Origin of the sequence: Microbacterium sp. Leaf288, assembly GCF_001422925.1 — a bacterium.
Classification (GTDB): domain Bacteria; phylum Actinomycetota; class Actinomycetes; order Actinomycetales; family Microbacteriaceae; genus Microbacterium.
The window spans coordinates 864,440-890,605 of the sequence record NZ_LMNI01000012.1 but is presented as its reverse complement, the minus strand read 5'-3'; the positions used below and the strand labels follow the sequence as shown (position 1 = coordinate 890,605).

At 70.9% G+C, this 26,166-nt stretch carries 27 protein-coding genes; 10 read left to right on the top strand and 17 right to left on the bottom strand.

Features of this window, described 5'->3' with window-relative positions:
- Window positions 1-18 precede the first annotated feature (18 nt).
- On the top strand, window positions 19-1,389 hold the full coding sequence (locus ASF40_RS17510; protein WP_056371328.1) for a PqqD family peptide modification chaperone: 1,371 nt from the start codon (window positions 19-21) through the stop codon (window positions 1,387-1,389).
- 25 nt (window positions 1,390-1,414) lie between these two features.
- On the opposite strand, the gene ASF40_RS17505 is transcribed toward ASF40_RS17510, so the two are convergent.
- Window positions 1,415-2,353, bottom strand: a complete 939-nt coding sequence (locus ASF40_RS17505) for a hypothetical protein (RefSeq protein ID WP_056371326.1) — start codon at window positions 2,351-2,353, stop codon at window positions 1,415-1,417.
- Window positions 2,354-2,472: 119 nt separating this feature from the next.
- On the bottom strand, window positions 2,473-2,967 hold the full coding sequence (locus ASF40_RS21195; RefSeq protein ID WP_157549762.1) for a hypothetical protein: 495 nt from the start codon (window positions 2,965-2,967) through the stop codon (window positions 2,473-2,475).
- 371 nt (window positions 2,968-3,338) lie between these two features.
- On the opposite strand from ASF40_RS21195, the gene ASF40_RS17500 reads away from it, so the two are divergent.
- Window positions 3,339-3,491, top strand: coding sequence for a hypothetical protein (locus tag ASF40_RS17500; RefSeq protein ID WP_157549760.1), 153 nt, complete (start codon window positions 3,339-3,341; stop codon window positions 3,489-3,491).
- Here ASF40_RS17500 and ASF40_RS17495 read toward each other — a convergent pair.
- Both ASF40_RS17495 and ASF40_RS17490 read right to left on the bottom strand, forming a co-directional pair.
- A complete protein-coding gene (locus ASF40_RS17495; protein WP_056371321.1) occupies window positions 3,481-4,422 on the bottom strand; it encodes a nucleotidyltransferase family protein in 942 nt (313 codons plus the stop codon). The two genes, ASF40_RS17500 and ASF40_RS17495, sit on opposite strands and share 11 nt — an antisense overlap.
- 21 nt (window positions 4,423-4,443) lie before the next feature.
- Window positions 4,444-5,838 (bottom strand): HNH endonuclease, encoded by a 1,395-nt coding sequence (locus tag ASF40_RS17490; protein WP_082497153.1) that lies wholly within the window; start codon window positions 5,836-5,838, stop codon window positions 4,444-4,446.
- A 450-nt stretch (window positions 5,839-6,288) separates the two neighbouring features.
- Here ASF40_RS17490 and ASF40_RS17485 point away from each other — a divergent pair, with 450 nt between their 5' ends.
- The 3 genes from ASF40_RS17485 (at window position 6,289) to ASF40_RS17470 (ending at window position 8,732) form a co-directional block, all read left to right on the top strand.
- On the top strand, window positions 6,289-6,639 hold the full coding sequence (locus tag ASF40_RS17485; RefSeq protein ID WP_056371318.1) for a VanZ family protein: 351 nt from the start codon (window positions 6,289-6,291) through the stop codon (window positions 6,637-6,639).
- Between the two features lie 423 nt (window positions 6,640-7,062).
- Window positions 7,063-7,926, top strand: a complete 864-nt coding sequence (locus ASF40_RS17475; protein WP_056371314.1) for a hypothetical protein — start codon at window positions 7,063-7,065, stop codon at window positions 7,924-7,926.
- Window positions 7,923-8,732, top strand: a complete 810-nt coding sequence (locus ASF40_RS17470; RefSeq protein WP_056371313.1) for a caspase family protein — start codon at window positions 7,923-7,925, stop codon at window positions 8,730-8,732. The genes ASF40_RS17475 and ASF40_RS17470 overlap by 4 nt, the downstream gene beginning before the upstream one ends.
- Window positions 8,733-8,812: 80 nt before the next feature.
- On the opposite strand, the gene ASF40_RS17465 is transcribed toward ASF40_RS17470, so the two are convergent.
- The 3 genes from ASF40_RS17465 to ASF40_RS17455 all read right to left on the bottom strand — a co-directional run bounded on the left by ASF40_RS17465 (window position 8,813) and on the right by ASF40_RS17455 (window position 10,275).
- The gene (locus tag ASF40_RS17465; protein WP_056371310.1) at window positions 8,813-9,205 is read right to left on the bottom strand and encodes a hypothetical protein; all 393 of its coding nucleotides are present in this window, start codon (window positions 9,203-9,205) and stop codon (window positions 8,813-8,815) included.
- Window positions 9,202-9,825, bottom strand: a complete 624-nt coding sequence (locus ASF40_RS17460; RefSeq protein WP_056371308.1) for a nucleotidyltransferase family protein — start codon at window positions 9,823-9,825, stop codon at window positions 9,202-9,204. Before ASF40_RS17460 ends, ASF40_RS17465 begins: the two co-directional genes overlap by 4 nt.
- Window positions 9,826-9,912: 87 nt before the next feature.
- Window positions 9,913-10,275, bottom strand: a complete 363-nt coding sequence (locus ASF40_RS17455) for a hypothetical protein (protein WP_056371306.1) — start codon at window positions 10,273-10,275, stop codon at window positions 9,913-9,915.
- A gap of 86 nt (window positions 10,276-10,361) precedes the next feature.
- Between ASF40_RS17455 and ASF40_RS17450 the strand changes: the two genes are divergently transcribed.
- Entirely contained in the window at window positions 10,362-10,637 is a 276-nt protein-coding gene (locus ASF40_RS17450; protein ID WP_056371304.1) for a hypothetical protein, read from the top strand.
- Window positions 10,638-10,640: 3 nt separating this feature from the next.
- Here the strand turns inward: ASF40_RS17450 and ASF40_RS17445 are convergent, their stop codons facing one another.
- The 6 genes from ASF40_RS17445 to ASF40_RS17420 are packed head-to-tail and all read right to left on the bottom strand — an operon-like array spanning window position 10,641 to window position 17,502.
- On the bottom strand, window positions 10,641-11,951 hold the full coding sequence (locus ASF40_RS17445; RefSeq protein ID WP_056371302.1) for a UDP-glucose dehydrogenase family protein: 1,311 nt from the start codon (window positions 11,949-11,951) through the stop codon (window positions 10,641-10,643).
- A 23-nt stretch (window positions 11,952-11,974) separates the two neighbouring features.
- Window positions 11,975-12,670: a 4'-phosphopantetheinyl transferase family protein gene (locus tag ASF40_RS17440; protein WP_056371300.1), complete on the bottom strand. Its 696-nt coding sequence runs from the start codon at window positions 12,668-12,670 to the stop codon at window positions 11,975-11,977.
- Window positions 12,657-12,911 carry an acyl carrier protein gene (locus tag ASF40_RS17435; RefSeq protein WP_056371298.1) on the bottom strand — a complete coding sequence of 85 codons (255 nt, stop codon included), beginning with the start codon at window positions 12,909-12,911 and terminating at the stop codon, window positions 12,657-12,659. Before ASF40_RS17435 ends, ASF40_RS17440 begins: the two co-directional genes overlap by 14 nt.
- Before the next feature lie 18 nt (window positions 12,912-12,929).
- The gene (locus tag ASF40_RS17430; protein WP_157549756.1) at window positions 12,930-13,985 is read right to left on the bottom strand and encodes an acyl-CoA dehydrogenase family protein; all 1,056 of its coding nucleotides are present in this window, start codon (window positions 13,983-13,985) and stop codon (window positions 12,930-12,932) included.
- The gene (locus ASF40_RS17425; protein ID WP_056371295.1) at window positions 13,982-15,724 is read right to left on the bottom strand and encodes an acyl-CoA dehydrogenase family protein; all 1,743 of its coding nucleotides are present in this window, start codon (window positions 15,722-15,724) and stop codon (window positions 13,982-13,984) included. The genes ASF40_RS17430 and ASF40_RS17425 overlap by 4 nt, the downstream gene beginning before the upstream one ends.
- Window positions 15,721-17,502, bottom strand: a complete 1,782-nt coding sequence (locus tag ASF40_RS17420) for a fatty acyl-AMP ligase (RefSeq protein ID WP_082497150.1) — start codon at window positions 17,500-17,502, stop codon at window positions 15,721-15,723. The genes ASF40_RS17425 and ASF40_RS17420 overlap by 4 nt, the downstream gene beginning before the upstream one ends.
- A gap of 207 nt (window positions 17,503-17,709) precedes the next feature.
- On the opposite strand from ASF40_RS17420, the gene ASF40_RS17415 reads away from it, so the two are divergent.
- From ASF40_RS17415 to ASF40_RS17400, 4 genes are all read left to right on the top strand, one after another.
- Window positions 17,710-18,282, top strand: a complete 573-nt coding sequence (locus ASF40_RS17415) for an acyltransferase (RefSeq protein WP_157549754.1) — start codon at window positions 17,710-17,712, stop codon at window positions 18,280-18,282.
- Window positions 18,279-19,475, top strand: coding sequence for a glycosyltransferase (locus tag ASF40_RS17410; RefSeq protein ID WP_056371288.1), 1,197 nt, complete (start codon window positions 18,279-18,281; stop codon window positions 19,473-19,475). The genes ASF40_RS17415 and ASF40_RS17410 overlap by 4 nt, the downstream gene beginning before the upstream one ends.
- A 180-nt stretch (window positions 19,476-19,655) precedes the next feature.
- Window positions 19,656-21,179, top strand: coding sequence for a sugar transferase (locus tag ASF40_RS17405; RefSeq protein WP_162239873.1), 1,524 nt, complete (start codon window positions 19,656-19,658; stop codon window positions 21,177-21,179).
- 26 nt (window positions 21,180-21,205) lie between these two features.
- Window positions 21,206-22,381, top strand: coding sequence for a glycosyltransferase (locus ASF40_RS17400; RefSeq protein WP_056371284.1), 1,176 nt, complete (start codon window positions 21,206-21,208; stop codon window positions 22,379-22,381).
- 124 nt (window positions 22,382-22,505) lie between these two features.
- Here ASF40_RS17400 and ASF40_RS17395 read toward each other — a convergent pair whose 3' ends face one another.
- From ASF40_RS17395 to ASF40_RS17380, 4 genes are read right to left on the bottom strand one after another with little or no spacing between them, the layout of a single operon-like run.
- Entirely contained in the window at window positions 22,506-23,477 is a 972-nt protein-coding gene (locus ASF40_RS17395) for a glycosyltransferase family 2 protein (RefSeq protein ID WP_056371281.1), read from the bottom strand.
- 35 nt (window positions 23,478-23,512) lie between these two features.
- Window positions 23,513-24,457, bottom strand: coding sequence for a glycosyltransferase (locus tag ASF40_RS17390; RefSeq protein ID WP_056371279.1), 945 nt, complete (start codon window positions 24,455-24,457; stop codon window positions 23,513-23,515).
- A complete protein-coding gene (locus tag ASF40_RS17385; RefSeq protein WP_056371277.1) occupies window positions 24,454-25,317 on the bottom strand; it encodes an SGNH/GDSL hydrolase family protein in 864 nt (287 codons plus the stop codon). Before ASF40_RS17385 ends, ASF40_RS17390 begins: the two co-directional genes overlap by 4 nt.
- Window positions 25,314-26,159 (bottom strand): glycosyltransferase family 2 protein, encoded by an 846-nt coding sequence (locus tag ASF40_RS17380; protein ID WP_056371276.1) that lies wholly within the window; start codon window positions 26,157-26,159, stop codon window positions 25,314-25,316. The genes ASF40_RS17385 and ASF40_RS17380 overlap by 4 nt, the downstream gene beginning before the upstream one ends.
- Window positions 26,160-26,166: the final 7 nt, after the last annotated feature.

Here is a 26,166-nt window from a genome sequence, read left to right as displayed (position 1 = left end):
CCCCGTACACTACCGCGTGTGACCGGCAACCTCGTGATCGCTGCCCTCGGGGTGCGGGTGGGTCTCGTCTGCGACGGCCTGGATGCGGATGCACGGACTGCTGTCGACGAGGCATGGACGGATGCTGCGACCACCGGTGCCGCCGACATCGAGGTGGTCGCAGACACGGGTGGCAGCATCCGTTCTCTGCTGTCGTCGCTGTCTCAGCGCGTGACGCTCGCGGCGATCGAGGCCCAGCGCGGACGGCTCTGGATGCTGCACGCCGCCGGCATCGCCCTGCCTGACGGCCGGGTGGTCGCGCTCGTGGGGCCGAGTGGGCGCGGCAAGACGACGGCGTCGCGGGTACTCGGCGAGGCGTACGGATACGTCTCGGACGAGACGGTGGCGGTCGATTCTTCGGGTCGCGTGCACCCGTACCGCAAGCCGTTGTCGATCATCGAGCCGGGCGAGTCCGAGAAGGCGCAACGCTCGCCGTCGGTGCTGGGTCTGGGCCGGCTGCCGGATGGTGAACTGCAGCTCGCCGGCATCGTCGTGCTCGACCGGCGCGATGGCGTCTCAGGTGCGGTCGTTTCGGACGTCGACCTCGGCGATGCGCTCGAGGAGCTGGTCGCTCAGTCGAGCTATCTCACGAACCTGCCTGCACCGCTGCGCACGATCGGCGCGCATGTCGCGTCGGTCGGCGGCGTGCGTCGGGTTTCCTACACGGATGCTGCGGCCCTCGTCTCGGTGCTCCCCGAGCTGGCCGTGGAGTCACCGTCGCGACCGCGGGTGTCGAAGCCGTTGTCTCTGGGCGGTTCGGCTGTTGTCGGTTCGTCCCCGGATCGGGTGTTTCGTCGCGTCGCGCCGCTGGACGAATTGCCGCTCGCCGATCCCGATCGTCTCGCCCTCTTCCATGTGGATGCCGCCCACGCCGGCACGGTGCGGGTGCTGGCGGGCATTGCTCCCGCGCTGTGGCGCGCCGCCGATGGCGTCGGTCTCGAGGCGTTGGTGGATGCCGCGATCTCTGCCTACGGCGCTCCTGGGGATAAGGACGCCACCGTCGCCGTCGAAGCCGCCGTCGATGAGCTGGTTGCGGCCGACGTCCTGAAGGTCTCGTCGCCGGCGAAGGCTTCGGACCCGGCGTTGTGGCGCATCCACGACGACGTCGCCTGGACGGGTGAATCCTCGCGCGTGGTGGTGCTGGCGCTGGCGAATCCCGCGGCTTCGCCGCTGGCCCTCGAGGGTTCTGCGGCGCTGATCTGGATCGCCCTCACCGCCGGTCCGGGCCATTCCGACGACATCGTCGCGCGTGTCGCTGAGTCGGCGGACGTCCATGCCGATGCGATCCGTCCTGACGTCGAGTCCTTCCTCGGAACGCTTCGCGATCAGGACCTTGTGTTCAACGGCTGAGGGAGGCAGTCACCCCACCGTGCGGTCAGAAGCTTCCCCTGCGGGTTGCGGGAGCGTACACGACGCCATTGAACAGAAACTCGATGGTGAAGTCGTGAACGTCCGAGGTGTTCTGTTCATGGAAGGTCGGGAAGGTGACCGAAGACGTCGACGACGGCAGGGTGTCTGACGTCGTAATGAGGTAGACGACGTTGGCGATCGTCACACTGCTGGGCGACCAGTTCTGCTTGGCGAGGAATTTGTCCTGGCTGTGGGTTCGCTTCACCGTCATCCTTGCCGTGATTGCCGCATTCGATGCTGTGGCAACGGTGACCGTGACCTCCTTACCGCCCGCCCCCGCGCCAGGCGGAACGTCTGGCGCGCCAGAGATGACAGCGTTGCTCGTTGCGGTTGCGACCTGTGCGGCAACGACACCCTGCACCGTCGTGCTGGCGACGGTACCGCCGGTGACCGTCGCGCTGGTGACCGCCCGCCACGAGCGGCCAATCGTGGCCGAGAACTCGGTGAGTCCCGGCAGCGTGAAGTCGAGCGTGCGCTGCGCGTCAGGTGTGAGCCCTGTCGGGTACGAGAAGGTGTAGACGTAGTTCGCGCCCGATGCAATCGGTGCGGCCGATGTCCAACCTGCGGACAGATTGGTGGGTGCCGCGTTCTGCAGGGAGGCCGAATTGATGGTCAGCGTGACGGTGACGCCGGTTGCGTTCGTGGCCGGCCCGTCGCTCTGGACGAGCTGAATGGCGATGGAGCCAGCTGCTCCGGTGAACTTGGCGCCGTCGTTGGTGTAGTGCACATCCGACGCGGTGACATCGAGGCTTTGCACCGGAGTCGTGGACGGAGACGAAGCTGCGGCGGGAGCCGCCGTCGCGAGCACGACAACGGGCGCAGCCCACACGCCGATCTTCAGGAGCTTCCGGCGGTCGAGGCCGTTGTTGTCGGATTCGAGAGCGCGCGCGAGCGTGTCGGTCACTGTGTTCCCCCAGAGAACAGTCGTGGCTGACGGGCGTTCGGGCTCCCACAGCCGTGAACAGAACGGGCGACCCCTCGCCCGCCGTGCGGTCACCCCAGGCAACCGACGTGATCCTCACCCTATCGGAACGCCCGATGCTCCTCGTTAGCAAGAAGTAAACGCCTTAGACATCCGCATGCGATCCCGGGGCGCCGACGGGTGCTGCTATGGAGGTCCGACGATGGCCCCGGGCTCGAACCCGGTCGCCGTGTCCCGAGGATTTGCCCATTGATCGAGACCGAAGCTGCGGTGGGCGGCGCCGTGAACGGAATCCAGAGATTAGGTGCAGTCCAGTCGTCGGATGGGGGTGCAACGGGGTACTGCAGCGTCGCGGAGCCAGCTAACAATGCGAGGGCGTTCCAGCCGCCGAGTTCCTGCGTTGTTGGCGTGCCCAACACGCCATCTGCCGAGGCGATCGTGACCTGAATGAGGTTGTTGGCCTGCCACTCTCCACCCTCGTACTTCACGAAAACGTTGCCGCCGACGCCACCCGGAAAAAACGAGAAGGCGCCGGTGATCACAGGATTGACGGCGGATGCCGCCGCGGCCGGCGCAGCGGTGGCGAGCACCAGCACGGGCGCAGCCCACGCACCAGTCCTGAGCAGTGTCCGCCTATCGAGGGTCCGGAATCCCCTGGAGTCTTTCGTGTCGTCGAGCATCGCGATCCCCCCGGATCTGCGCGGATGCACGGCGAATCGCCAGGACAGCCAGCGCCGTTGTCGTGTCCTCGCCGACCGGCGCGTTGCTCCCGGGCGACATGCTGTCCGGTTCGACGCTAGCGAGATCGAGCGCTCGATGGAACGGTTCAATCCTGGGAGTTCGCGCAAGCTTCACCTGCGGCCTGCGGCAATTCGTTACACGCGCGTCCTCGCCCGGCAACCGGGCGGGCGTACCGTCGGGCCCAGACGATGGCGTTGTGTATCGGAACGACGAGTGGGGGCTCGACATGGCACAACCACGACGGCGCCGGCGGCGGCGCTACGAGATCGGGCAGGAGCCGTGGCTGCTTCGCGAATACGGCGGGGCGCCGATGTGGCTCATCTGTGTCGCAGCCCTATTCCTCGTGGCGGTCACCGCGATGTGGTTCGTCATGGGGTGAGCCGGCGGCGGTGGGTCCACACGGCCTGCACTCCCGCAGGGGCGGAACGGATGCCGCGTCCCCAACGTGCGAGCCGCGCACGCGTCCGCCCGCGAAGGGTGTCGACCGTCTCGGGTCGGGCAACCAGCAGGTCAGGCCTGGTGGGCCAGACCGCGCGCCACAGGATGCGCGGGCGCTGAGTCCACCGCGCGCGCCGGAGCGCCAGCATCCAGAAATACGAGCCGTGCGAGCCGGCGGTCACGCGCTCGCGCCAGTCGCGCAGGTCCGGCGACGCCAGCTCGATCGCCGACGGCTCGACGACGACCCCGAGCCGAGGCAGCACCGTCTCGAGCGTCGCCACGCAGCCGGTCTCGCGGGCGAGTGTACCGAGATCGGCGCGCTCCTCGTCGGTGAAGGGTGTGTGCACCAGTTGCTCGAGCTCGTCGAGGTGGCGGGGCTGGATCGTCGCACCCCGCAGCGAGTGCAGGCCGAGCACGAGCGCGCCGGCGACCTTGTCGAGCGCGAGGCAGTCGCGGTGCGCGAGCTGCAACGTCCACCGGTGCCGCCAGAGCGCCTCGAACACGTCGGCGGGGTCGGCGAGGAACCCCGGAAAGAAGTTGTGCACATCCAGATCGCACGGCCACCCGTCGTGCAGAAACGTCACGGAGTGCAAGGTGGTGAGCTCGCTGATCAGCCCGCCGGGCCGTTTCGTCCACCCGGACTCCGCGATCGCCTCGCACAGCTCCTCGAATCGCGACGGCTCGACGAGCAGGTCGACGTCGGCCGACACCCGCTCCTCGCGGAGGCCGTGGAGGTGCAGCGCGGGCCCCTTGATGAGCACGGCACGGATGCCTCGCCTCTCGGCAAGTGCGCACACCCAGGCGGCAGCGAGCTCGTCGGCCTCGTCGAGGCGCAGCAGAACCGTCGCATCGGTCGAGACATCGGTGGGCACGGGCCCACGATAACGGGGGTTTCAGGCGGCGAAGTCGTAGCGGGCGCGCCCGCCGAGGCGTGGAGTGCGCGCGGGGTCGACGTAGGCGGGTGGGATGAGCCACACCTTGGCTTTTCGACCGGTGCCTTCGACCTGTATGTCCCACCCGTTGTCGTGTATGCGGTGGTGACACGATTCGCAGAGCAGTACGCCGTTGTCGAGGTCTGTCGGGCCGGCGTCTCGCGCCCACCAGCGGATGTGATGCACCTTCGTGAACTGGGGCGGAAGCCCGCACCCGCCGCACCCGCCGTCGCGCTCGCCGAGGGCGAGTTTCTGGGACCTGGAGTAGAGCCGCCGTTCGCGACCCCAGTCGAGGATCTCGCTGTCGCCGCCGAGCACGACGGGGATCACCGAGGCGCTGGACGCGAGCTTGCGGGCCGCGGAGGCCGAGATCGGAGCGTCGATGCCGTCGATCTCGGCGGTGCCGGTGCCCTCGCGAAGGGTCTCGAGGTCCATGCGCACGACCACCGTCACCCCGTTCAGGGGGAGGTCCTTCTCGTCACAGCCGAGGACGTGCTCGCAGATGCTCACGAGCGCGTCGGCCTGCATCTGCGGGATCGTGCGGCGCTCAGCATCCGTCGTCTCATCGAGCAGGGGCGTCGCAGGCACATCGGGCGCCGATGCGGCGCGGGCGTTCTCGGCGTCGCGCTGGGCGCGGAGCTTCGCAGTGACCATGCCTTCGAGCGCGGTCACGACCGGCGCGCCGCTCACGGGGTCGAACTTGCCATTGATGACGATCATGCCGGAGCGATCGCGGCGGATGGTCAGCGCCGTCTCGGCCGCCAGGTCCGCTTCGCGGGGCTCGACACCGTCGGGGTCGAGCCAGGCCTCGGCGCGGAGGATGAGCTTCGACAGGGCGTCGAGGGGGAGCCCGGCGGCCTGCGACACGAGGAGCTTCTCGGCCTGATCGACCTTCTCAGCGCCGGCGCGGATCGCGACGCGGTCGAGCATGGCGATGATCGCCGACGCCGCCTGCGCTCCGATGCCGCCGTCGCTCAGCCCTTGTCCGACGTGCGGATGCCGGGCCGGCGCCTTGTCGCCGGAGAGCAGCATGCGCGGAGTCGTGGCCTCGCCGACCTTCACGAGCCGGGCGGCGTCGCCGGTGGTGGTGCCCAACGTCGCCGCGATGAACTGCGTGGGATTGCGGAAGCCCTGGATCTTCGCGAGGCTCTCGGGCCCGAGCTCGGGTCGCGACTGCCGCTGGATCTCGGACGCCACCAGCGCTTGAACGCTCTCGGCGAGACGTTTGCCGCGCCCGATCTGCTCGTTGAGAGCGATCAGCTCGGCCGGCGCGAGCGACGCGATGTCGCGCTCGTCGGGCAGGATTCCCCGCGCAACGTCGATCGCCTCGGCGAGGGACGACAGTGCGCTGGTCATGGATTCAGCGTACCGGAGGCGGGCGTGAGTGTCAAAGCTTTGTTCGAATGAATCCGCCCGATCCGTCTGCTCGCTCCGCCCGGAGAAGGCTGTCTGAAGTCGGCTGGGTTCCGTCAACCCGTGACTTGCTGACGAGAGAATCGCTAACTTCGTTGCGTCGCAGTGATCGAGTACCCGGTGCGGACGCCCCTCGAGCATCGATGACTTCGAACTGAAACTGCTCATGAGCATAGAACATATGTTCCCCTCATGTCCTCGCACTCTCGCTCCCACGCGGTGCCGAGTAGAATCGCCGCACTGCGCGGCAGTGTCGCGGCGCCCGATTGAGGGGAGCCCGCCATCACCGACGCACCCACGGTCGCGCCCGCGCAGCCCTCCACCGCGGCCGTCGCCACCCTCCACCTGCGTCGCGCGCAGGGGCGAGGCATCCGTCTGCTCATCATCTATGGCGTGCTGCTCGCGCTCATCGCGTTCTGGCCGACACCCGTGGATCGCGGAGCGTCGGGCCTGCTCGAGGCGATCACACGGGCGATTCCGTGGCTGACGTACGCGGTCATCGAGACCACGGCGAACGTCGCGCTGTTCGTGCCGTTCGGGGTGCTGCTGGCGCTCGTGCTTCCGCTGCACCGCGGGCTCGTCGTGCCGATCGCCCTCGCCACCACGCTCGTCATCGAGTCGGGGCAGGCGCTGCTCCTCTCCGAGCGCACGCCGAGCCTGCGCGACATCGTCGCCAACGTGCTGGGCGCCGCCATCGGCCTCGCGGTCGTGCACCTGATGGAGCGGCGCAGGATTCCGGATTGACGGATGCTGCGCCCTTCAGTGCGTCCGCAGGGAATGCCCCCATCCGGCGCTCTTGTGCGGCGGTATTCGTAGCGCTAGCATCCGGGCATCGATAGCCGGGGGGACGGCGATCGGTTCAGGTCCAGCGCGGAGGCGCGGCTGTTCGTCGTGCCACTTCGACCGGGGGGCGAGACCATGGACGACGCTCAGAAGAACGAGCCTGCAGCACACGGCGACGATGCGGATGCTGCGGCAGCAGCTCCTCCAGCGCTCGCAGGTGCGCAGGTGGCGGATGCGGCTGAGGGGGAGAAGCAGCCTGCGCCAGCCATACCTGACCCTGCGCCAGCCATACCTGACCCTGCGCCAGCCAAACCTGAGCCCGCACCGGCGCCCGCACCCGCACCGGCGCCGGTACCAGCACCGGCCCCCGCACCCCCGAAGCCGGTGCTGACCCTCGCCGCGGTCGTCGCGCCGAAGCAGCCGGTGACAGCGCCGACGCCGCTCACGGCCGTGCCGCCGGGCGCGCCCGTGAGGTTCACCGTGACGTCGGCAGTGGCGATTTCCGCTCCATCGCTGAGGTCCGGCAACGTGCCGATCGCCGCGACGTTCGCCAACTCGGCCCGCTCCGCCACGGCCACCGAATGGAGCGCGAACGTCGTGTTCACGGCGGAGCCGGACGGCGACGTCCGAGCCTCCGTCGGCGAGGGCGCTGACGAGGCCGTGTCGGCGCCGATGCGGGTCACCCTCACCAGCGGTCCTGTCACCGGGCAGCCTCCCGGCGGCGGCGGTGGAGACGTCGTCGGCCCTGCCGAGGTCGCGGTGGGCGAGTACGACGCCGACTTCGCGCGCCGCACGGGCGCGGTGTTCCGGGGGCTCGCCTTCCTGTTCGCGGGTCTCGCCGCCTGGATGCTCCTGTGGATCCTGCCGATGGGCGGCCTCGACGACACCGAGACCGACCTCACAGAGCGGGTCATCGCGGCGGCGAGCACTGTCGCCCTCGCCGCGGGGGTCATCGCGATCCTCGCGGGAGTCTGGATGGCACTGCTCGAGGCGAGGGGCCGACAGCGCGCTCGCGTTGCCATCGCCGCAGGCGGCTCGAGGGGCGCCGGAGGCCTGGGAATGAGCATCGCCGACGTCGAGAAGCTCGCGGCGGCGCTGAGCAAGGTCCGCGGAACGATCGCCGCCTTCGTCATCGGCGTGCTGCTGATCGTGCTCTCGCTGACGGCGCTCACCGTCGGTCAGGCCATCCCTGATCCGGCTCCGACGACTCAGACCGACGACGGGCAGTCGACAGGTGATGACGAATGAGCGAGGTGCACGCGGTGCTGATCGGGGTGGCTCAGCCGGCGCCCGTGCGCTGGTCCGAGGGTGACGGAAGGTTCGTCACCGCCACGCAGCCCTACCAAGAACACGATTTCCTCTTCGCTGCGCTGGACGGTGTCGGCAGCGACCTCACCTCGTACACGATGATGATCATCGACGCGGCCCCCGACGCGGTGATCGCGAGGCTCGAGACGCCCGAAGACACGACGCTGGCGGCAGCCACCGCCGAGCTCGAGAAGCACGTGCGTCGCGAGGATCCTTGCACCTGCTCGTCACTGGTGATCGTTCTCGTGGGTCACGGTTTCCAGGTCCAGACGTGGGACCCCGCTGAGCCTGACCGCATGGACGAGCTTTTCGCGCTGTCCGACCTGCCCCTCATCGATGACTGGTGGGTGCCTTTCTGGCGGGAGGCTCGACGCGACCTCACCGCGACGATCGTGGTCGACTCCTGCCACTCCGAGACGATCGTGCGCGGCCTCTTCGTGCCCGATCCGGTCATCGTGCGAGAGCTGGTGAACGATGGGCCGCGTCGCGTCATCATCTCCGCCTCGATGGACGCCCAGCTCGCGTATGAGCATTCGATGGCGGGCCAGACCCAGGGCGTCCTCACCCGTGGGCTGGAGCTGGCGTGGGCCTTGCCCGATAACCGGGCGAGCTACGAAACCTGGTTCGCATCCGCGTCTTCGATCGTGAATCGGACGATCCTGCAGACCGCCGTCATGCGCATCATCGATCCCGAGCAGACCGTCCAGCTCGTCCCGCCGTTCACGACCGGAGCGCCGACCGCTTAGGTCGGGCAGAGCTTTCGCTCCTCCGCGAGCGACCGTCCGGCCCCGCCCCGATCACGAGCCCAGCGACGGTGTGCCGTGACCTACAGCGCGCGCGCCGCCAGCACCAGCTTCTCGGCGGCGCTGCGCGCGGTGGTGACGCGCTGTGCCGACATGGGGCTCGCGCCGTAGCCGGCGGCGGACTTCATGCCCACCAGGCGGGCGAGCGACGAGGCCAGCGATGCATCGGCCTTCTCCAGCAGAGTGATCGCCTCGGCGTGGTTGGCGGAGCTCGAGGATTCGCCGAGCCTTGCGCAGCAGATCGCGTCGGCCGCCGCGATGCCCGCGTGGACATAGAGCGTGACGATGCTGTTGGGGCTGGCTTCGCCGAGCTCGCGAAGGTCTTCGGCGTCCTGCCAGAAGCCTTCGGCCTGCGCGAGTCGTCCTGCCCGATCGGCGGCCGTGCAGTCCTTCGTGCGCTGGTTCTTGGGCGTCATCGGCGTCCTTTTCTCCTGAGGGTCTTGCGCAACCAGTCGGCGTCGTCGCCGAACGCGATGCCCTCGGCGGCGATGGTGGTCAGCAGCGGCTGGGTTGCAGCATCCGTCACCTCCTCGACGGCGAGGTCGACGATCCTGGTGTCGTTGCCGGTCCATGCCGTGGCGGCCTTCGTGAGGCGTGCCAGGTTGGCGCCCCACTCGTCGAGCGACGCGTCGTCGCGGCGGACGAGCAGGATGTCGAGGTCGCTGTCGGGGCGCATCTCGCCGCGGGCGGCGGAGCCGTAGAGGCTTGCGAACACGGGCGGCTCGTGCCAGGCGGCGACATGCTCGCGCAGTCGCGTCAGCAGCGCCTGCTTGAGCCCGGCGATCTGACGGACGGCGGATGCTGCGAGGTGATCGTCGTTGAGCGCGTAGGCGTTCGAGCGGCCGATGCCGTGGCTGACCACGATTCCCTGCGCGACGAGCCTCGCGAGAGAGGAACGGATGCCGACGACCGACCGTTCCGGGATCAGCTGGTGCAGCCGCGGAACGCTGAACTCGGCGTCGCTGGACGCGAGGACACGTAGCACGTCGCCGTCGACGCTCGTCGTCACGACGGTGAAGGGGCGTTGGATCTCCACGGAAGGAATTGTATCCCTGGAGACACTTTTCTGTCTCTAGGGAAGCAATTCCGTCTCTTCGGGGCTGCGTTCTCGAGCCCGGCCGCGTCAGCTGCCGAAGTACTCCCGCGCGGAGCGGGTGTAGAGCAGGATCAGACCGATGATCGACAGGATGCTGCCGCTGATGGCCGACCAGAGGCTCTCGCCGTTGAACATCCCGAGCACCTCGAGCACGATGTTGGCGATGAACACGATCGTCGCGATCGTGCGGGCGGTGTGGTTGCCGCGCCAGAGCCCGACGCCGACGGCGAGTGTGACGATGCCGATGATGAGGCTGATCCACCCGACGATCGCGGGCCACGTGATGAAGAGCCCGGCGATGATGACGAAGATCGAGCCGATGATCTGCAGGAAGCCCGAGATCCAGGCGATGATGGCGACGAGGGTGACGCCGAGCGGGCGCTGAGTCATGTCGTGTCCTCCGTGGCGAGACAGAAGTCGGCTGCGTGGGTCCACCGTATCGGTCCCCAGGGTGTTCGGCTCGTAGGATCGGATCCATGCTCGTCGGCCGCATCCGTCCTGTCGAAACCCGAACCGTCGATGTCGAGGGCGCCTCGCTCGAGGCCCTGAGTGCCGCCGTCACGGCGCAGCTGTCAGCGGGGTGGGTCGTGACCGACGTCCCGGCCGCGATGCCGAAGGGCTCGCAGCTGCTCACATCGACCGCGACGATGGCGCGCCGCGACGGCGTCGAACAGATCGAGGCGGACGACATGGCCGCGCTCGAGGCGAAGGTTCCTGAGGGCTGGCAGCTCCTCAGCGTCCACGAGCTCTGACGTCTACGGGCGTCCCATGCCGTAGTAGGTCCAGCCCGCGGCACGCCAGGCGGCGGCGTCCCAGCCGTTGCGTCCGTCGATGGCGACGCGGCCGCGGGCGAGGGACGCAGCGTGTTCGGGGGTCAGTTCGCGGCGGTACTCGTCCCACTCGGTGACCATGATGATGGCGTCGGCTTCGCGGAGGGCTTCGTCGCGGTCTTCGACGTAGTTCAGCTGCGGGTGCAGGCGCTGCGCGTTCTCGATCGCGGCGGGGTCGGTGACGGTGACCCAGGCGCCGAGGCCGTGCAGGCGCACGGCGACGTCGAGCGCGGGGGAGTCGCGGATGTCGTCGCTATAGGGCTTGAAGGCCGCGCCGAGCACTGTGACGTTCTTCTTGAACACGGATCCGCCGAGCGCGTCGACGACGAGGTCGACGGCGCGGTCGCGGCGGCGCAGGTTGATGGCGTCGACCTCGCGGAGGAACGCGACGGACTCGCCGCGGCCGAGTTCCTCGGCGCGGGCGGAGAACGCGCGGATGTCCTTGGGCAGGCAGCCGCCGCCGAAGCCGATGCCGGCGCCGAGGAAGCGGCGGCCGATGCGGGCGTCGTGTCCGATGGCGTCGGCGAGCTGGGTGACGTCGGCGCCGGTGACTTCGGCGATCTCGGCCATGGCGTTGATGAACGAGATCTTGGTGGCGAGGAACGCGTTGGCGGCGACCTTGACCAGTTCGGCGGTCGCGAGGTCGGTGACGATGAAGGGCGTGTTCTTCGCGACGGCGGGGTGGTACACCTCGCGCAGCACATCGGATGCCGCGTCACCGGCGTCGCCGGCGGGCACACCCACGACGAGCCGGTCGGGGTCGATGGTGTCCTTGACGGCGAACCCTTCACGGAGGAACTCGGGGTTCCACACCAGGGTGGCACCGGTGGCCTCGACGCGGGGCGTGAGGTCGGCGGCGGTGCCGACCGGGACGGTGGATTTGCCGGCGACGATGTCACCGGGTGACAGGTAGGGCAGCAGGCCGTCGACGGCCGCGTTCACGTAGGTGAGGTCGGCGGCGTAGCCGTCTTTCTGCTGCGGGGTGCCGACGCCCACGAAGTGCACCTTCGCGCCCTGCGCCTGGGCCATGTCGGTGGTGAACCTCAGGCGCCCGGAGGCGATGCCCTCGGTGAGGATCTCCTGCAGCCCGGGCTCGAAGAACGGCGCCTCGCCGCGGGAGAGCGAGGCGACCTTGCGTTCGTCGACGTCGATGCCGACGACGTCGTGGCCGATGGACGCCATCGCGGCAGCGTGGACGGCGCCGAGGTACCCGCAGCCGATGACAGACAGACGCATGAGTGTGCCCTTCCGGGATGGGATCAGATCGCCCGAACGGACGAGAGAGATGAGGAAGGGGCGGCGTCGACCCAGCTGACAGCGATCTTCGCATGAGTGCGGCCTGATGCGGGAGTCAGCACACCGCGAACGGCGTCACTGTGACGCAGCTCCGCGGCGCCGAGCTGTCGGAAATCCAGCGCGAGTCCCGCGCCGACGGCTTTGGCGTACGACTCCTTCACCGTCCACAGCTGGGTGAGCCAGGCCCGTCGATCGGCCGGTGGCAGGCTGTCGGCGCGGCGCCGTTCCACGAGCGTGCAGAGGCGCCGGGCGAGCGCCGGCTGGTCGAACACGGGCGCGACGAGCTCGACGTCCACGCCGATGCGCCCGTGCTCGACGACGCCGACCACCAGCAGGTCGCCGGCGTGGGCGATGCTCACGTCCAGCGGCGAAGCGGCGAGCCGCGGCTTCGTGCCGCGAAGGGTCGCCTCGAAGCCTCGCCACGGGCGCCGCAGCCGCACGGTGACGATGTCGCGCACCCACCGCCGCGCCGTCAGGTACGACGCGAGACGTGATCCGTCGAGCGAGCCGAGTGCGGCAGCATCCGTCCCGAGAAGCTCCGCGGCATCCTCGGCGTCGAAGCCGGGATCGGGCGGCGGGATGCGGCCCGTCACGACGTGCACGCCCCGCGCGGACACGAGCGTCCGTCGCGCGTCGCCGCCGGTCTCACTCCTCGGCACGCTGCAGGATCCCCTCGGCGAGCTCCCGGATCGTGGGGTGGTCCCACACGATGGTCGGGTCGACCTCGAGCTGGAACTCGTCCTCGATGTCGCCGCAGAGCGTGAGGGCGTAGACGGAGTCGAGGCCCAGCTCGGCGAGCGGCGTGTCGACGGTGAAGTCGTCGGCCTGGATCTTGCCGTAGGCGACGACGCGTCCGACGAGCCACTGCTCGATCTCGGTGGCGGTCAGCTGAACAGGCATGTGTCGTCCTTTCGGTTTTCAGGTCAGCGGCACGGTCGCGCGGGCGGGACCGATGGCCATCTCCTCGCCGCTCGCGGCGCGGGCTTCGGCGTGCGCGACGAGGCGCGCCACGAGGTCGACGGCAAGCGGCGGCTGTCGCCGCACAACCCGCCCACGGATACGTCGCAGACACGCCTCCATCGCGAGCGGGTCGCCGGCGATGGCCTCCGAACCGCGCGCCTGCATCCATCCCGCCACCACGGCGGCAGCCGCGGTGAGGAGCGAGACCCGATGGGCAAGTTCGAGCGCTGCGTGCGCGTCCGCCGGTTCTCCCGCCTCGGCCGCGGTCTCTGCCGCGGCGGCCGCGAGCGCGACGTGCACCTCGACGGCGCCCGGGGCATCAGCGGCGATCGCCGCCATGACCTCGGGACGCAGCAGAGAGGCCGGGGCCGCAGCATCCGCATCCGAGCACCATCGACTCACCCCTTCGAGTGCCGCCGGAAGCGGATCGGCGAGGTCGGGCACGAGCACGGAGAGAGCCGAGAGGTCGCGCACGTGCTGCTCGATGATCTCGAACGGCGAGATGCGCGCGTAGAACGTCGAGCCGGCGAGCACCGACACCTGCTGGGCCGCGTCGGCGAGAAGCAGGCACGAGAGATGGGCGCTCACGGCAACGGCGATGGATGCTGCAGGGGCATGTGCATCGGCGAGGCACACGGCCGCGCTGCTCAGCGCGTCGGCGGTGAGGGCATCGGCGAGCGCCGCGGCAAGGAGGCTTCGTGCATGCGGGATGTCGAGCACAGTCCCGCCGTAGAGGTGGCGGGCGTGCGCGTACCGCACGGACTCGCGCAGCGCGGCGTCGATCGCGCCGAGGGCGGCGGCGGGCACCGCGGCGCGGACGAGGGTGGCCGGGGCGGTGGCATCTGCGGCCGCGGCCCCGAACCGGTAGCCGCGGAGGGCGCTCGTCACGACCTGGCCGCCCTCGTGCATCCCGACGCCGACCCGCCCGATGAGCGGCTCGAGGGCGTCGAGCCCGGTCGAGACATCGCGCCCGAACGCAGGTCGCGCCCGCTCCACGCTCTCTGCGATGCTCACGATCGCTCCGTCCACGAACCGAGCAGCGTCACGATGCCGCCGGCGTCGTGCGCCCGAACTGCGGCGTCCAGCAGCGCATCGGCGACCGGGGCCTGGACCGGATCCGCACCAAGGCGGTTGGCCACCCTCTGCAGCACGGCCGCGAGCCACGCGTCGCTTTCGCCGAGCGGCCCGGGGATCGCTCTGGACCGCGCCAGGTGGACGGCCAGAGCGCACGCGCAGCCGAAGACCAGCGCGAAGCGTTCCGCGAGGTGGAAGGCGAGAGGATCGGGCTGGGACGGCCGGGGCAGGCCCCCGGCCTCGGCGAGCAGCGCGGCGTACTCGTCGCCCACCAGTCGCGCCGCCGTGACGGCGGCGGGCGACGTGCGGCCGTCGTCGATGGCGTCGACGAGCGCCGGCAGCGCCCGGAGGAGGCGCGAGCCGTGCCGCGTGACGAGGCGCAGCGACGTCGTGTCGATCGCCTCGTGGCGCGCGTCCGCGTGCAGCGGCGCCAGCACCTCGTCCAGAGCCGGAGCCGCCGCCGGCCGCAGCTGGTTGGGCAGCTCGTTGACGATCATGTTGAGGTTGACCACGGAGTTGCCGTCGAAGATGCCGACGACGCGGCTGTCGCGCGCGGCCTTCTGGAACGCCCCGAAGACGGACGGATGCAGCACGCCCGCGTCCTCCGTGCCCACGACGAGAGCACGCGCTCCGAGCAGCCGGGTGAGGTCGCGGAACAGAAGGTCCGCGGTGTCGGGTCCGAGGAACTTCACCAGCGCGCTGACGAGCGCCATCTCGCCGGGGAACGCGTGGGCCGACCGCACGCCGACCAGCATCAGGCACTCGACCAGCAGCGCGTCGGCGACGGCGGTGCCGAGCACCCGCCGCGCCACCGGCGCGTCGAGGAGCCGTCCGCGCGCGCCGTCCGGCACGGCGGCGGCGTCCAGTGCGGTCTCCAGGGCACGATCGACGGCGCCCATGGACAGGCCGGTCGTGAACGGGCGGGTCAGCTGCAGGCTCTTCAGCACGATCTCGAGGCCGTGGCCCTCGGGGCCGACGACGGCGTCCGCGCCCACGACGGATCCCTCGAACCGGATGCCCGCGAGGTTCGCCCCGCGCAGCCCGTGCGACGTGACCTTCGGCTCGTATCCGATCGTCGCAGGGTCGGCCTCGTCTTTGTCGACGAGCACGAGCGACAGCGAGCGCGGCCCGGGTCGGTCGTCGGAACGGGCGAGCACCGTCATCGCGCGGCAGCGGACGGCGTTGTTGATCGGCCACTTCCCTCCGTCGACGCGGACTGAGCCGGCGCCGATCTGTGCGGTGGTCGCCGATCGAGAGAGGTCCGAGCCGCGGCCGCGCTCGGTGAGCCCCCACGACACGGGCCGGCCGGTCTCGACGAGGCGGGCCATGCGCGTGGCGATCCCGTCGTCGGCGACCCACGCGCAGATCGCCCCGAGGAATGTCTTGCCGTGCGCGGCGGCGACGGTGAAGTCGCGCCGGGCGAGCTGGCGGATCATGAGGAGCGGCACGAGGGCGTCGTCGAGCATGCCGCCGTGCGCCGCGGGGATGTACCACCGGTGCAGGCCGAACGCCGTGACGGCTGCGATCTCGTCTTCGGGGAAGGCGGACGACTCATCGAGCAGCACAGATCGCCGCGTCGAGATGACCGCGTCGTCGACGGCGGGATCGCCGAGGAACGCGTCGAACGCGCGCACCGGCGCGAGAACGCCCGCCTCGACTCCGGTCGCGACCGCGGTCACGCCGGCACCGCCTCGAACCCGTCGAGATGCACGAGCTGCAGACGCTGCTCGTGAAGGAGCCGGCGCGTGAGAGCGCGCTGCACCTTCCCGCTGGTGGTGCGCGGCAGCGTGCCCTTGCGGATGAGCGCCACCCCCAGCGCCGGCAACGTGAACTCGCCGCCGACACGCGCGCGCAGTGCCGCCGTGAGCGCGTCGAGCTCTTCGGCGGTCGTCGAGGGCTCCACCTCGGCGACGATGCCGACCTCCGGTGCCGCGCCCGGGCGTTCGAACGCCGCGCTGAGACATCCGGTTCCCAGCAGGGCGGCGGCGCTGTGCTCGAGGTCCTGCGGATAGATGTTGCGCCCGCGCACGATGATGAGGTCCTTGAGCCTGCCGGTGATGACGAGTTCGCCGTCGATCATCGCGCCGAGGTCGCCGGTGCGCAGGTACATCTCGTCGGGAGTGCCGGCCAGGGTCGCGCCGAAGTCCTCCGCGGTCTGCTCCGGCCGGCGCCAGTATCCCTGCGTCACGCTCGTGCCGCGCACCCAGATCTCGCCGATGCGTCCGTCCCGCAGCTCGGTCGCCGTGGCCGGGTCGACGATCGCGATGTCCATGCCCAATCCGGGCGCGCCGCACGGCACGAGCCGCGCACTGCGCTCGCCGTCGACGGCGGGTGCGATCTCGTCGCGCTCGAGCGCGTCGGCGCTCACGACGACCGCGCGCGGCGGCACCGCGTCGCGATGCGCGGTGACGAGGAGCGTCGTCTCGGCCATGCCGAACGCCGGCACGAACGCCTCGCCCCGGAACCCGGCCGGCGCGAACCGCGCCGTGAACGCGTCCAGGGTGTCGATCCGCACGGGCTCCGCGCCGGTGATGACGGTCTCGAGCGACGAGAGGTCGAGCTCGGCGAGCTGGTCGTCGGTCACCAGGCGGCTGCACAGCGCGAACGCGAAGTCCGGCCCGACGGTGTGCGTCGCCTTGTGCTCGCTGATCAGCCGCAGCCACAGCACCGGCCTGCGCAGGAACTGCGACGGCGACGTCATGTGCAGGCTCGCGCCGGCGAAGATCGGCTGCAGGATCTGACCGATCAGACCCATGTCGTGGTAGTGCGGCAGCCACCCGACGGCGACCGAGTCCGCCGTCATGCCGACGACACCGCCGATCGCGTGCTGGTTCGCGTACAGGTTGCCGTGCGACACCATGACGCCCTTGGGCAACCCGGTCGACCCCGACGTGTACTGCAGGATCGCCAGCGCCGACTCGTCGATGTCGGGGATGGTCCAGTCGTCCGGCGACGCCGACGACGGCCCGTCGACCGGGATCACCACCGCGTCCGCGATCGACGTCTCGCCCGCGAGGCCGAGCCCGTCGAGCGCGCCGGTCTCGGTGAACACGGCCTTGGCGCCCGCGTCCTGGAGGATCGCGAGCAGACGCTGGCGCACAGCATCCGCGTTCCGCATCGCCGTGATCGGCACCGGCGCGGCTGCGACTCCCGCATAGAGGCAGGCCAGCAGCGCCCTGACGAACGGCAGGCCCGGCTCGAAGGCGAGGATCGCGACGTCGCCCGGTGCCAGACCGGCGCGGGTCAGTTCCACGGCGCGCGCCCGGGCATCGGCGTCGAGCTGCGCGTACGTCGCCTCCGTGAAGTCGGTGGGCGAACGATGGAAACGGATGCCGCGTCCTTCGGCCGTCGTCGCCGTCAGGCGCAGCCGGCGCACGAACTCGCTCCCGCGGTCCTCTGCGCCGCCCTCCCTCGCGGGCGCTTCAGCCCCAGGCGCATGTACTTCGCTCTCGGTCATCACGGACTCCCCTCGGTCCTGACGCCGTCTGCGTCCCGCGAGTTCCGTCCCGATCTCCCCACAGCCTGCCCACGGACGGATCCAGCGGCGACACTGCGGCACCTTCGTCGTCAAGACTGGCCGACGCAAGCGACGCCGCTGTTACACGCTCGTTAACTCTCCGGCACCCGCCTGGCGGCGCCGATCGCGGCGGCTACTCTGAGCCGCGTGGGGCGGATCAATGGGTATGGGGTTCTGCTGGGGGCACAGCGGCTGCGGGATTCGGCATACAGCCGGCTGGTGGCCGGCGGTTTCCGGTCGTTCGGCGCGGGCTCGCGCATCCTGCTGCCCACGCGCATCGCGAACCCCGACCGCATCGCCGTCGGGGCGGGCGTCCTCATCGGCGCCGGCTCGTGGCTCATGGTCCCGTCCCGCGATGAGCCCGGGCCCGTGATCGAGCTCCACGACCGGGTGCGCATGCGCGGCGCGTCGATCTCGGCGGTGCAGAGCGTCGTCATCGAAGAGGCCGTCGGCATCGCCGCGGGGGTGTACATCTCCGATCACAGCCACGGCTTCGACCGCATCGACGTGCCGATCCGCGACCAGCCGCTGACCGAGCCCCGCCCGGTGCGGATCGGCCGCGGCGCGTGGCTCGGCCAGAACGTCGTCGTGATGCCCGGCGTCACGATCGGGGAGCAGGCGGTGATCGGGGCGAACGCGGTCGTGACACGCGACATCCCGCCGCGCACGGTCGCCGTCGGCGCGCCCGCGCGGGTGGTGAGAGAGCTGGTGCCCGGGTGACCGAGACGGAGTCGCGCATCGGCCGCACCGCGGTCGGAAGCACAGCCGAAGGCACCGACGACTTCGTCTTCACGTTCTCGTTCGAGACCTACGCCGACGCGGTGCGACGCGGCATGATGCGCCCGCCGGACCGGATCGTCTCGAGCCTCATGCGCAGCCCGAACGTCGGTCGCATGGTCGTCGCGAACCCGTTCCGCTGGCTGCCCCGGGTGACGATGTCGCCGGTGCTCGACCGCGACGCCCGGTTCCCGGCATCCGATCGGATCTGGCTGCACTCGCCCGCCCGCCGTCGCCGCGCCGACCGCCTCGACCCGCCGGATGTCGCCGCCGAGTACGCGGCGTACGACGCGTCGCTCTGGCGCGAGGTGCAGCGACGCGAGCTCGCCGATCCGGTGGCGCTCACCTGCAACCCGCTCGTCGCAGGCTTCTCGCCCTTCGACTGGGCGCGGCAGGTGACCTTCTTCGCGCGCGACGACTGGCTGAGCTCGCCGGGGCGCAGCGACTACTGGCCGGCCTTCCGCGAGGCGTACCGTCGCATCTCCGCGTCCGGCCGGGGCGTGGTCGCCGTGTCTGCGCAGATCCTCGAGCGGATCGAGCCCACCGGCCCCCACGAGGTCGTCGCGAACGGCGTCGAGCCCGCCGAGTGGCTGCAGGCGCCGCCGCCGGAGCCCGACTGGCTCGCTCGCGTGCCGCGATCGCGCGCCGTGTACGTCGGCACGCTCGACAGCCGGCTCGACGTCGAAGGCATCGCCGACTTCGCGCGGGTCCGGCCCGATGTGCACACGGTGCTGGTGGGACCGCTGCCCGACGCCTCGTACATCGCGCCGCTGCGCGCGCTCGCCAACGTGCACGTGCACGGCAGCGTCGGACGCGCCGAGCTGATCGCGACGCTGCGCAACTGCGACCTGGCGCTGGTGTCGCACCGGCGCACCGCGCTGACCGAGGCGATGAGCCCGCTGAAGCTCTACGAATACCTCGCGGCCGGGCTGCCGGTGCTGTCGATCGACCTGCCCCCGGTGCGGGACATCAGCGACCGCGTGTGGCTCACGCCCGCGGTGTCGGACTTCATCGACGTGGTGGACGCCGCACTTCAGGCGGGACCGGCGGACGAGGCCGCGCGGGTGGCCTTCGTCGAGGCCAACTCGTGGACCGCGCGCCACGAGCGGATCATCGCGCTCGCTCGCGGCGTCTGACGCCGGCGGTGTTTCGCGCGTGTCACACACGCCCGAAGCCTGTGTAAACAGGTGGTGACCTCGCTGGTGCCGCTCCCGGGCCCCGGCTAGCGTGGCCTTCGCGAGCGGGGATCGCATCGACGGGCACTGGGGCCGATGGCCCCTTTCTGCATGTCGGTTGCGTTCTTTGGGGGTGCGCCCGTGTCATCTGCTTTTCTCGATCTTCGTTCCACCGCCCGACCCGCGTCTGCGGTCGAGCTCTTCTCGACCGTGGCCGAGATCGCGCCGCAGCCGCGGCGGCTCGGCTGGCGAAGGCGCCTCGCGTGGGGCATGCTCGCGACGGATGCTGCGGCCATCGCCGTCGCCGTGTTCACCGCGCAGCTGCTGAGGTTCGGTGACCCGGTGCGGACCGCCGGGGGATGGACCGCCGACATCGCCTACGCGCTCACCAGCCTCGCGCTCGTGGTGGTGTGGCTCGTGGCGCTCGCCGCGACGCGCAGCAGGCTGCTGCGCAACATCGGCACGGGCATGGTCGAGTATCAGCGCGTGCTGCAGTCGACGCTGTTCACGTTCGGCGCCTTCGCGGTCGTCGCCTATCTGTTCCAGCTGCAGACCGCTCGGGGGTATCTGGCGATCGCTCTGCCCCTCGGCCTGGTGCTGCTGCTTCTCGCGCGCGGGCTGTGGCGCACGTACCTGCACGCGCTCCGGCGGGTGGGCCGGTGCATGACCGGCGCGATCGTGGTCGGCGGGCCCGAAGACGTGGTGAGGGTGCTGTCGCAGCTGCGCAGCCATTACCGCATCGGCTATCGCGCGATCGCCGTGAGCATGCCCGCCGACCCGGGTGCCGGCGCGCGGGCGGCCCAAGCCGGCGATCACGTGCTGCCGTTCGTGCCGCTGGACGACGTCGCCCGGGTGTCGAAGAGGCGCCGGGCGCGAGCGGTCATCGTGGCGGGGAGCCTGCCGGGAGGCAACGACGCGATCCGGCGGCTCGGGTGGGACCTCGAGAACTCGCAGGTCGAACTCATCCTCATGTCGCGGCTCACCGACGTGGCGGGCCCGCGCATCCACATGCGGCCCATCAACGGCCTGCCGATGGTGCACGTCGATCTGCCGCGCTACTCGGGCTACAGCCACGCGGTGAAGCGCCTGTTCGACGTGTCGATCGTCACCGTCGCCCTGCTGCTGCTGGCGCCGGTGTTCGCCGCGATCGCAATTGCGGTCCGACTCGACAGCCCCGGGCCGGTGATCTTCCGGCAGGAGCGCGTCGGTGCTCACGGCACGCGGTTCACGATGCTCAAGTTCCGCTCCATGGTCATCGACGCCGAGGCGCGACTGGCGCAGCTGCGCACCCTCGATGAGGGCAACGGCGTGCTGTTCAAGATGAAGGAAGACCCCCGCGTCACGCGCGCGGGCCGCTTCCTCCGCGCGTACTCCCTCGATGAGCTCCCGCAGCTGTGGAACGTGCTGCGCGGCGACATGAGCCTGGTCGGCCCGCGGCCGCCGCTGCCGAGCGAGGTGGAGCGATACGAGGGGCCGGTCAGTCGCCGGCTGCTCACGCGTCCGGGTATCACCGGCCTGTGGCAGGTCAACGGCCGCTCCAACCTCTCGTGGGAGGACAGCGTGCGGCTGGACCTCTACTACGTCGAGAACTGGTCGATCACGGGCGACATCGTCGTGCTCGCCAAGACCGTCAAAGCCGTCCTGCACAGCGACGGCGCGTACTGACACTCACCCGAGAGGTCGTATGACTCATGTCAGGTCTCATCGTCCAGGAATGGATCGAACGCTCCGGCGGCGCCGAACAGGTGCTCGACGCGTTCCGAACGGCCCTCCCCGACTCGCGCATGTTCGCCCTGTGGAGCGACGACGGCGAGCGGTTCCCCCGCAGCACCGTGCGCGAGTCGTGGATGGCCCGCACCCCGCTGCGCCACCACAAGGCGATGGGGCTTCCCCTCATGCCGGCGACGTGGCGCGCGGCGAAGGTCGGCGCGCGGCCCGACTGGGTGCTCACGAGCAGCTACGTGTTCGCCCACCACTGCGACTTCGGAACGCGCCGGGGCGGTGTTCCGAAGTTCTCGTACGTGCACTCGCCCGCGCGGTACCTGTGGGAGCCCGAGCTCGACGGGCGCGGCAGCTCTCCCGCGCTCGCCGCCGCCCGCAGCGTGCTCAAGCACGTGGACCGCGAGGCGGCCCGGCACGCCGGCGACCTCGCCGCCAACAGCGAGTTCGTGCGCCGGCGCATCCACCGCTCGTGGGGGCGCGACGCCCGGGTGATCCACCCGCCCGTGAAGGCGCACGAGATCATCTCGGGCGGCGACTGGGCCGAGGCGCTCACCGCCCAGGAGTCCGCGGTGCTCGAGGCGCTGCCCGAGCGCGGCTTCCTGATGGCGGCCTCGCGGCTCGTGCCCTACAAGCGCCACGACGCGGTGATCCGCATGGGCGACCGGCTCGGCGTGCCCGTGGTCGTCGCGGGCACCGGACCCGAGCGCGACCACCTGCAGGCGCTCGCCGAGTCGGCCTCGGTGCCCGTGCACATGCTGGGGTTCGTGTCGGATGCCCTCATGCGCGCGCTCTTCCAGCGGGCTCTCGCGTTCGTGTTCCCGCCGGTGGAGGACTTCGGCATCATCCCGGTCGAGGCGATGGCCGCGGGCTGTCCCGTGATCGTCAACCGCGTCGGAGGCGCCGCCGAGTCGGTGGTCGATGGCGTGACCGGCTTCACCGTCGACCCCGACGACCCGGTCGAGCTCGCCGCGGCCGTGGCCGGCCTCGACCGCATCGATCCCGCCGCCGCGCGCGCCCGCGCCGCCGAGTTCGACATCTCGCGCTTCACCGCGCAGGTGCGGACGTGGGTGCTGGGGGAGGACGGGGCGGATGCTGCGTCCCCGTCCGCGTCCGCGGGTGAGCAGTCGGTGCGCGTGTCGGCCTGACACAGGGGTGGGCGTCCACATCGCGTGCACAGCCGAGGAACCTTCCTCAACCGGTCGTTGAGCGAGCGAGGGACGAGCGAGTCGAAACGCGCCGGGCCCACGAGCAACCCTGGCCCGGGCAGTCCTACGCGGCGGCAGGCTCCGGCACCGGGCGGCCGAACAGCGCGGCCTCGGCGTGCGGGTAGCCGGAGCCCCAGTCGGCGCGGCGACGCCAGACGGTCGTCCACGGCCGGTGCGACCGCCGAGTCACGGCCTCGAGCCCGGCGCGCACGGCCACCCCCGCCTTGAGCAGGAGCACGCCGACGGCGGCCCGCCGCGGCGGCCAGGTCTTCGCGAGGTAGGTGACCTTGCCTGCCAGCACCATCGAGCCCTTCGACGAGCCCGCCGATGACCCGCCGACGGTGTGGATGATCGCCGCCGGGGGATACACGGCCCGCGCCATGCCCTGAGCGGCGGCCCGCATGCTGAACTCGGCGTCCTCGCCGTAGAGGAAGAAGTCCTCGTCCATGCCGCCCAGCTCGGCGAAGTCGGCTCGGCGGATGAGCAGCAGGCATCCGGTGATGATCGGCACCTCGCGGACGGTGTCACGCTGCCAGGCTCCCAGCGACTCCGGGTCGAACACCCGCGAACGGCGGAAGACTGTCGACAGCATCGTCGCGTACATCGTGAGCGACCACAGGGTCGGGGCGCCCCAACACGACGACGGCTCGAGCGTGAGGTCTCCGCGCAGCGTGCGCCCGCCGACGATGCGGTACTGCGGGTTCTCGCGCGCGAAGGCGATGAGCTTCGGGAGCGAGTGCTCGAGCATGACCGCGTCGGGATTGAGGAGCAGCACGAACTCGCCCCGCGCGAGCTCGACCCCGCGATTGACGGCGCGAGCGAACCCGAGGTTCTCACCGGCCTCGATCACGTCGATCCCGGGGTGGGCCGCGCGCAGCGCCTCGGCGCTGCCGTCGCGCGAGCCGTTGTCGACCACGACCACCTGCGCATCGACGCCGCCGAGGTGCTCGAGCACCGAGCCGACGCACGCGACGGTGTCGTCGCGCGTCTCGTAGTTGACGATGACGACGGTGACGTCGGGCGCAGGGGTCTTCACGGTCTGTCCTCCAGGGGCGGGGCGGGTGCCGGCGGTCAGAGCGGCACCGGCGCGAGGTCTGAGGACCGCACGGCGCGCCAGCGCCGCGCGGTGTCGAGCGTCGACGGACGGATCGACGAGGGCTCGCACACGATGGCGAGCCCGCGATCGCCGAGGAATCGCGCGAGATCCTGCTGGTGGGCGTCGACGTGCTCGCCGTGCTCGACCGAGCGTGGGGCGAGCACGGGGACTTTGCCCGCCGAGAGCGCGGCCAGCGCCGTGCCCGTGCCGGCATGTCCGATCACCACGTCGGCCTGCCGCAGCGCCTCGCTGAGCTCGCTCGAGGGCAGTGAGGCGACCGCGGGGATGGGCAGGTCCGACACGTCGGTCGCCCCGACCTGCCACAGCGTCTCGACGTCGCAGTCGAGGTCGTCGATCGCGGCGCGGGCTCCGTCGACGAGGCGCCGGTAGCCGAAGTCGCCGTTGCCGCCCACGGTGACCACGGCCCGGCGGATCGGCGGGGGGTCGTCGACGGGCTCGACGCGGAAGCCGTCGAACACCGACAGCGCGTACCGCCAGCGGGCGTTCACGGCGTGCGGGTACTGCACGTACCGGTCGACCCACGGCACGCGCTCCATCACCTTGCCCGTCGCAGAGATGCCGGTGACGCGGGTCGCGCTCTCGATGTACGTGAACGGCAGGCGCCGCGCCGACGCGGGCACGAGGGCCGACAGCGCGATCTGGGCGCCGGTGCTGATGACGCGGTCGATCCGGTGGTCCTTCATCGCCTGCAGGGCGATGCCCGTGTCGCGCATGACGCCCGGGTAGTCGCGCGGCGGCCGGGTGGGCACGTGGTACACGGTCTGCCCTTCGAGCAGCGACCGGCTCTGCGCGGTGTCGTCGGTCAGCCACACGACGTCGTCGCCGTCGGTGACCCGCGGAGCGAGCATCGTGAGCTGCGTGAGGTGGCCGCCGGAGATCGCGACGAGGAGCGTGGTCATGGTGCGGCCTCCACGAGGGTGTTCCAGGCGATCTCGGCGATCACCTGCTGGCCCGCCACAGACGGGTGGAAGTGGTCGATCGCGGAGATCTCGGCGGGGGAGAACTCGTAGTCGAAGACGGCGCCGCCGTCCGAGGTGCAGGCACTGTCGGCGGCGCACGCCTCGGCGATGACCGCGTTGAACTCGTCGGTGCGGGCGGCGACCGCGTCGCGCCGGGCGGTCGCGGCCGCATCGGTGGCGGCGGCGTCTCCCAGCAGGTTGCTGCAGGACGGGCTGCTGTCCCAGATCTGCCGCGTGCCCTCGTCGTCGCGGCCGACCTCCCACAGCCGGTAGAGGTCGGGGATCGACAGTGCCAGCACACGCGCCTCGGGGAGCCCCTCGTGCAGCGCGGCGAGCAGGGCGGTGTACGACGCGCGGAAGTCGTCGACGCTCGTCATGCCCTCGACGTCGGCGTCGCAGACGTCGTTGCCGCCGAGCAGAACCACCACGAGCTCGGGCTGTGCGGCGATCACCTCGTCGACGCGGGCGACGGCATCGGCGACGGTGCCGCCGTCCTTCGCGGCGTTGACGGTGTCGGGAACGGTGCCGCTCGCCGCGCCGATGCGCATCGCGATCGACCCGACGGCCGGGTCGTCGCCGGTCGCCCAGCTCGCGGCCGTGCACCGCCCAGGCTCGCCGCACGCGTTCACGCCGAGGGTCATCGAGTCGCCCAGCGCGCCGATCGTGGCGACGTCTGAGAGCGTGGGACTCGACTCGAGCTCGTCGAGGTCGACCGGCTCGGGTGCCGGCGCCGCCGCGCAGGCGGTCAGCACCGCCAGCAGCAGTGCGATCGCGGCGGTCGTGGTTGCTCGTCTTCTCATGCCATCACCCGGCTCGTGTCGTCGCGGTTCCAGGTCCGTGTGCGCGCCCGTGCGATGTCGCGGCGGGCGAGCACGTTCGGGAGCGTCCAGCTCACGCAGTACACGGCGAACGGCACCCACAGACGGGGTCGTGCCGCGACCCGCCTCGCCAGCCCGCCGCGGGTCGAGGTCGTGGGCCGGGCGGCGTCCTCGTGCTGCGCGCCGTCGGGGAGCTCCCGGTTGCCGCGCGCGATGCGCACGGAGCGGCGCAGGTGCGCGCGCATGTCGCGTGCCGAGTGCACGCTGAACGAGTGGTCGGCGAGTGTCGCTCGCTCGGCGGGCGCGAACAGCTGCTGCACGAACCTGTCGTCCGCGATGACGTCGGGCCACGCGTCGAACCGTGCGCGGCCGGCGGCCGTCATCGCGTACACGCCCGAGCCGATGTGGCCTCGGCGGCGATAGTCGCTGAGCTCCCAGATGCGGTAGTGCTGGCGCACGAGCCACGACGCCGACGACGTGTCGACGTGCAGCCGCGGCGAGGCGACCTCGACGCCGGACTCCTCGAGCGCGTCGGCGAGGGCCAGCAGCGCCTCGGGGTCGATCAGCACGTCGGCGTCGAGATAGACGCGCGGGAAGACGGATGCTGCGTCATCGCCGGCCTGCAGAGCCGCGATCTTCGACGCGCGCGGCGTCTCGACCACGCGCACACCGTCGTACGAGAGCGCCCGCGCGACGGTGTCGTCGGTGCAGCCGTTGGCCGCGACGATGATCTCGAACTCGTCCCGCCGCGGCGATGCGCGCAGCGCCCCCAGCACCCGGTCGATCACCGCGCCCTCGTTGTGCGCCGGGATGACGACGCTCAAGCGGCGG

Coding starts and splice junctions, on each gene's coding strand:
- ASF40_RS17400 (WP_056371284.1), top strand. CDS start 21,206: ATGTCAGGTCTCATCGTCCAGGAATGGATCGAACGCTCCGGCGGCGCC.
- ASF40_RS17385 (WP_056371277.1), bottom strand. CDS start 25,317: ATGAGAAGACGAGCAACCACGACCGCCGCGATCGCACTGCTGCTGGCG.
- ASF40_RS17450 (WP_056371304.1), top strand. CDS start 10,362: ATGCTCGTCGGCCGCATCCGTCCTGTCGAAACCCGAACCGTCGATGTC.
- ASF40_RS17465 (WP_056371310.1), bottom strand. CDS start 9,205: ATGACGCCCAAGAACCAGCGCACGAAGGACTGCACGGCCGCCGATCGG.
- ASF40_RS17470 (WP_056371313.1), top strand. CDS start 7,923: ATGAGCGAGGTGCACGCGGTGCTGATCGGGGTGGCTCAGCCGGCGCCC.
- ASF40_RS17455 (WP_056371306.1), bottom strand. CDS start 10,275: ATGACTCAGCGCCCGCTCGGCGTCACCCTCGTCGCCATCATCGCCTGG.
- ASF40_RS17500 (WP_157549760.1), top strand. CDS start 3,339: ATGGCACAACCACGACGGCGCCGGCGGCGGCGCTACGAGATCGGGCAG.
- ASF40_RS17490 (WP_082497153.1), bottom strand. CDS start 5,838: ATGACCAGCGCACTGTCGTCCCTCGCCGAGGCGATCGACGTTGCGCGG.
- ASF40_RS17420 (WP_082497150.1), bottom strand. CDS start 17,502: ATGACCGAGAGCGAAGTACATGCGCCTGGGGCTGAAGCGCCCGCGAGG.
- ASF40_RS17390 (WP_056371279.1), bottom strand. CDS start 24,457: ATGACCACGCTCCTCGTCGCGATCTCCGGCGGCCACCTCACGCAGCTC.
- ASF40_RS17435 (WP_056371298.1), bottom strand. CDS start 12,911: ATGCCTGTTCAGCTGACCGCCACCGAGATCGAGCAGTGGCTCGTCGGA.
- ASF40_RS17445 (WP_056371302.1), bottom strand. CDS start 11,951: ATGCGTCTGTCTGTCATCGGCTGCGGGTACCTCGGCGCCGTCCACGCT.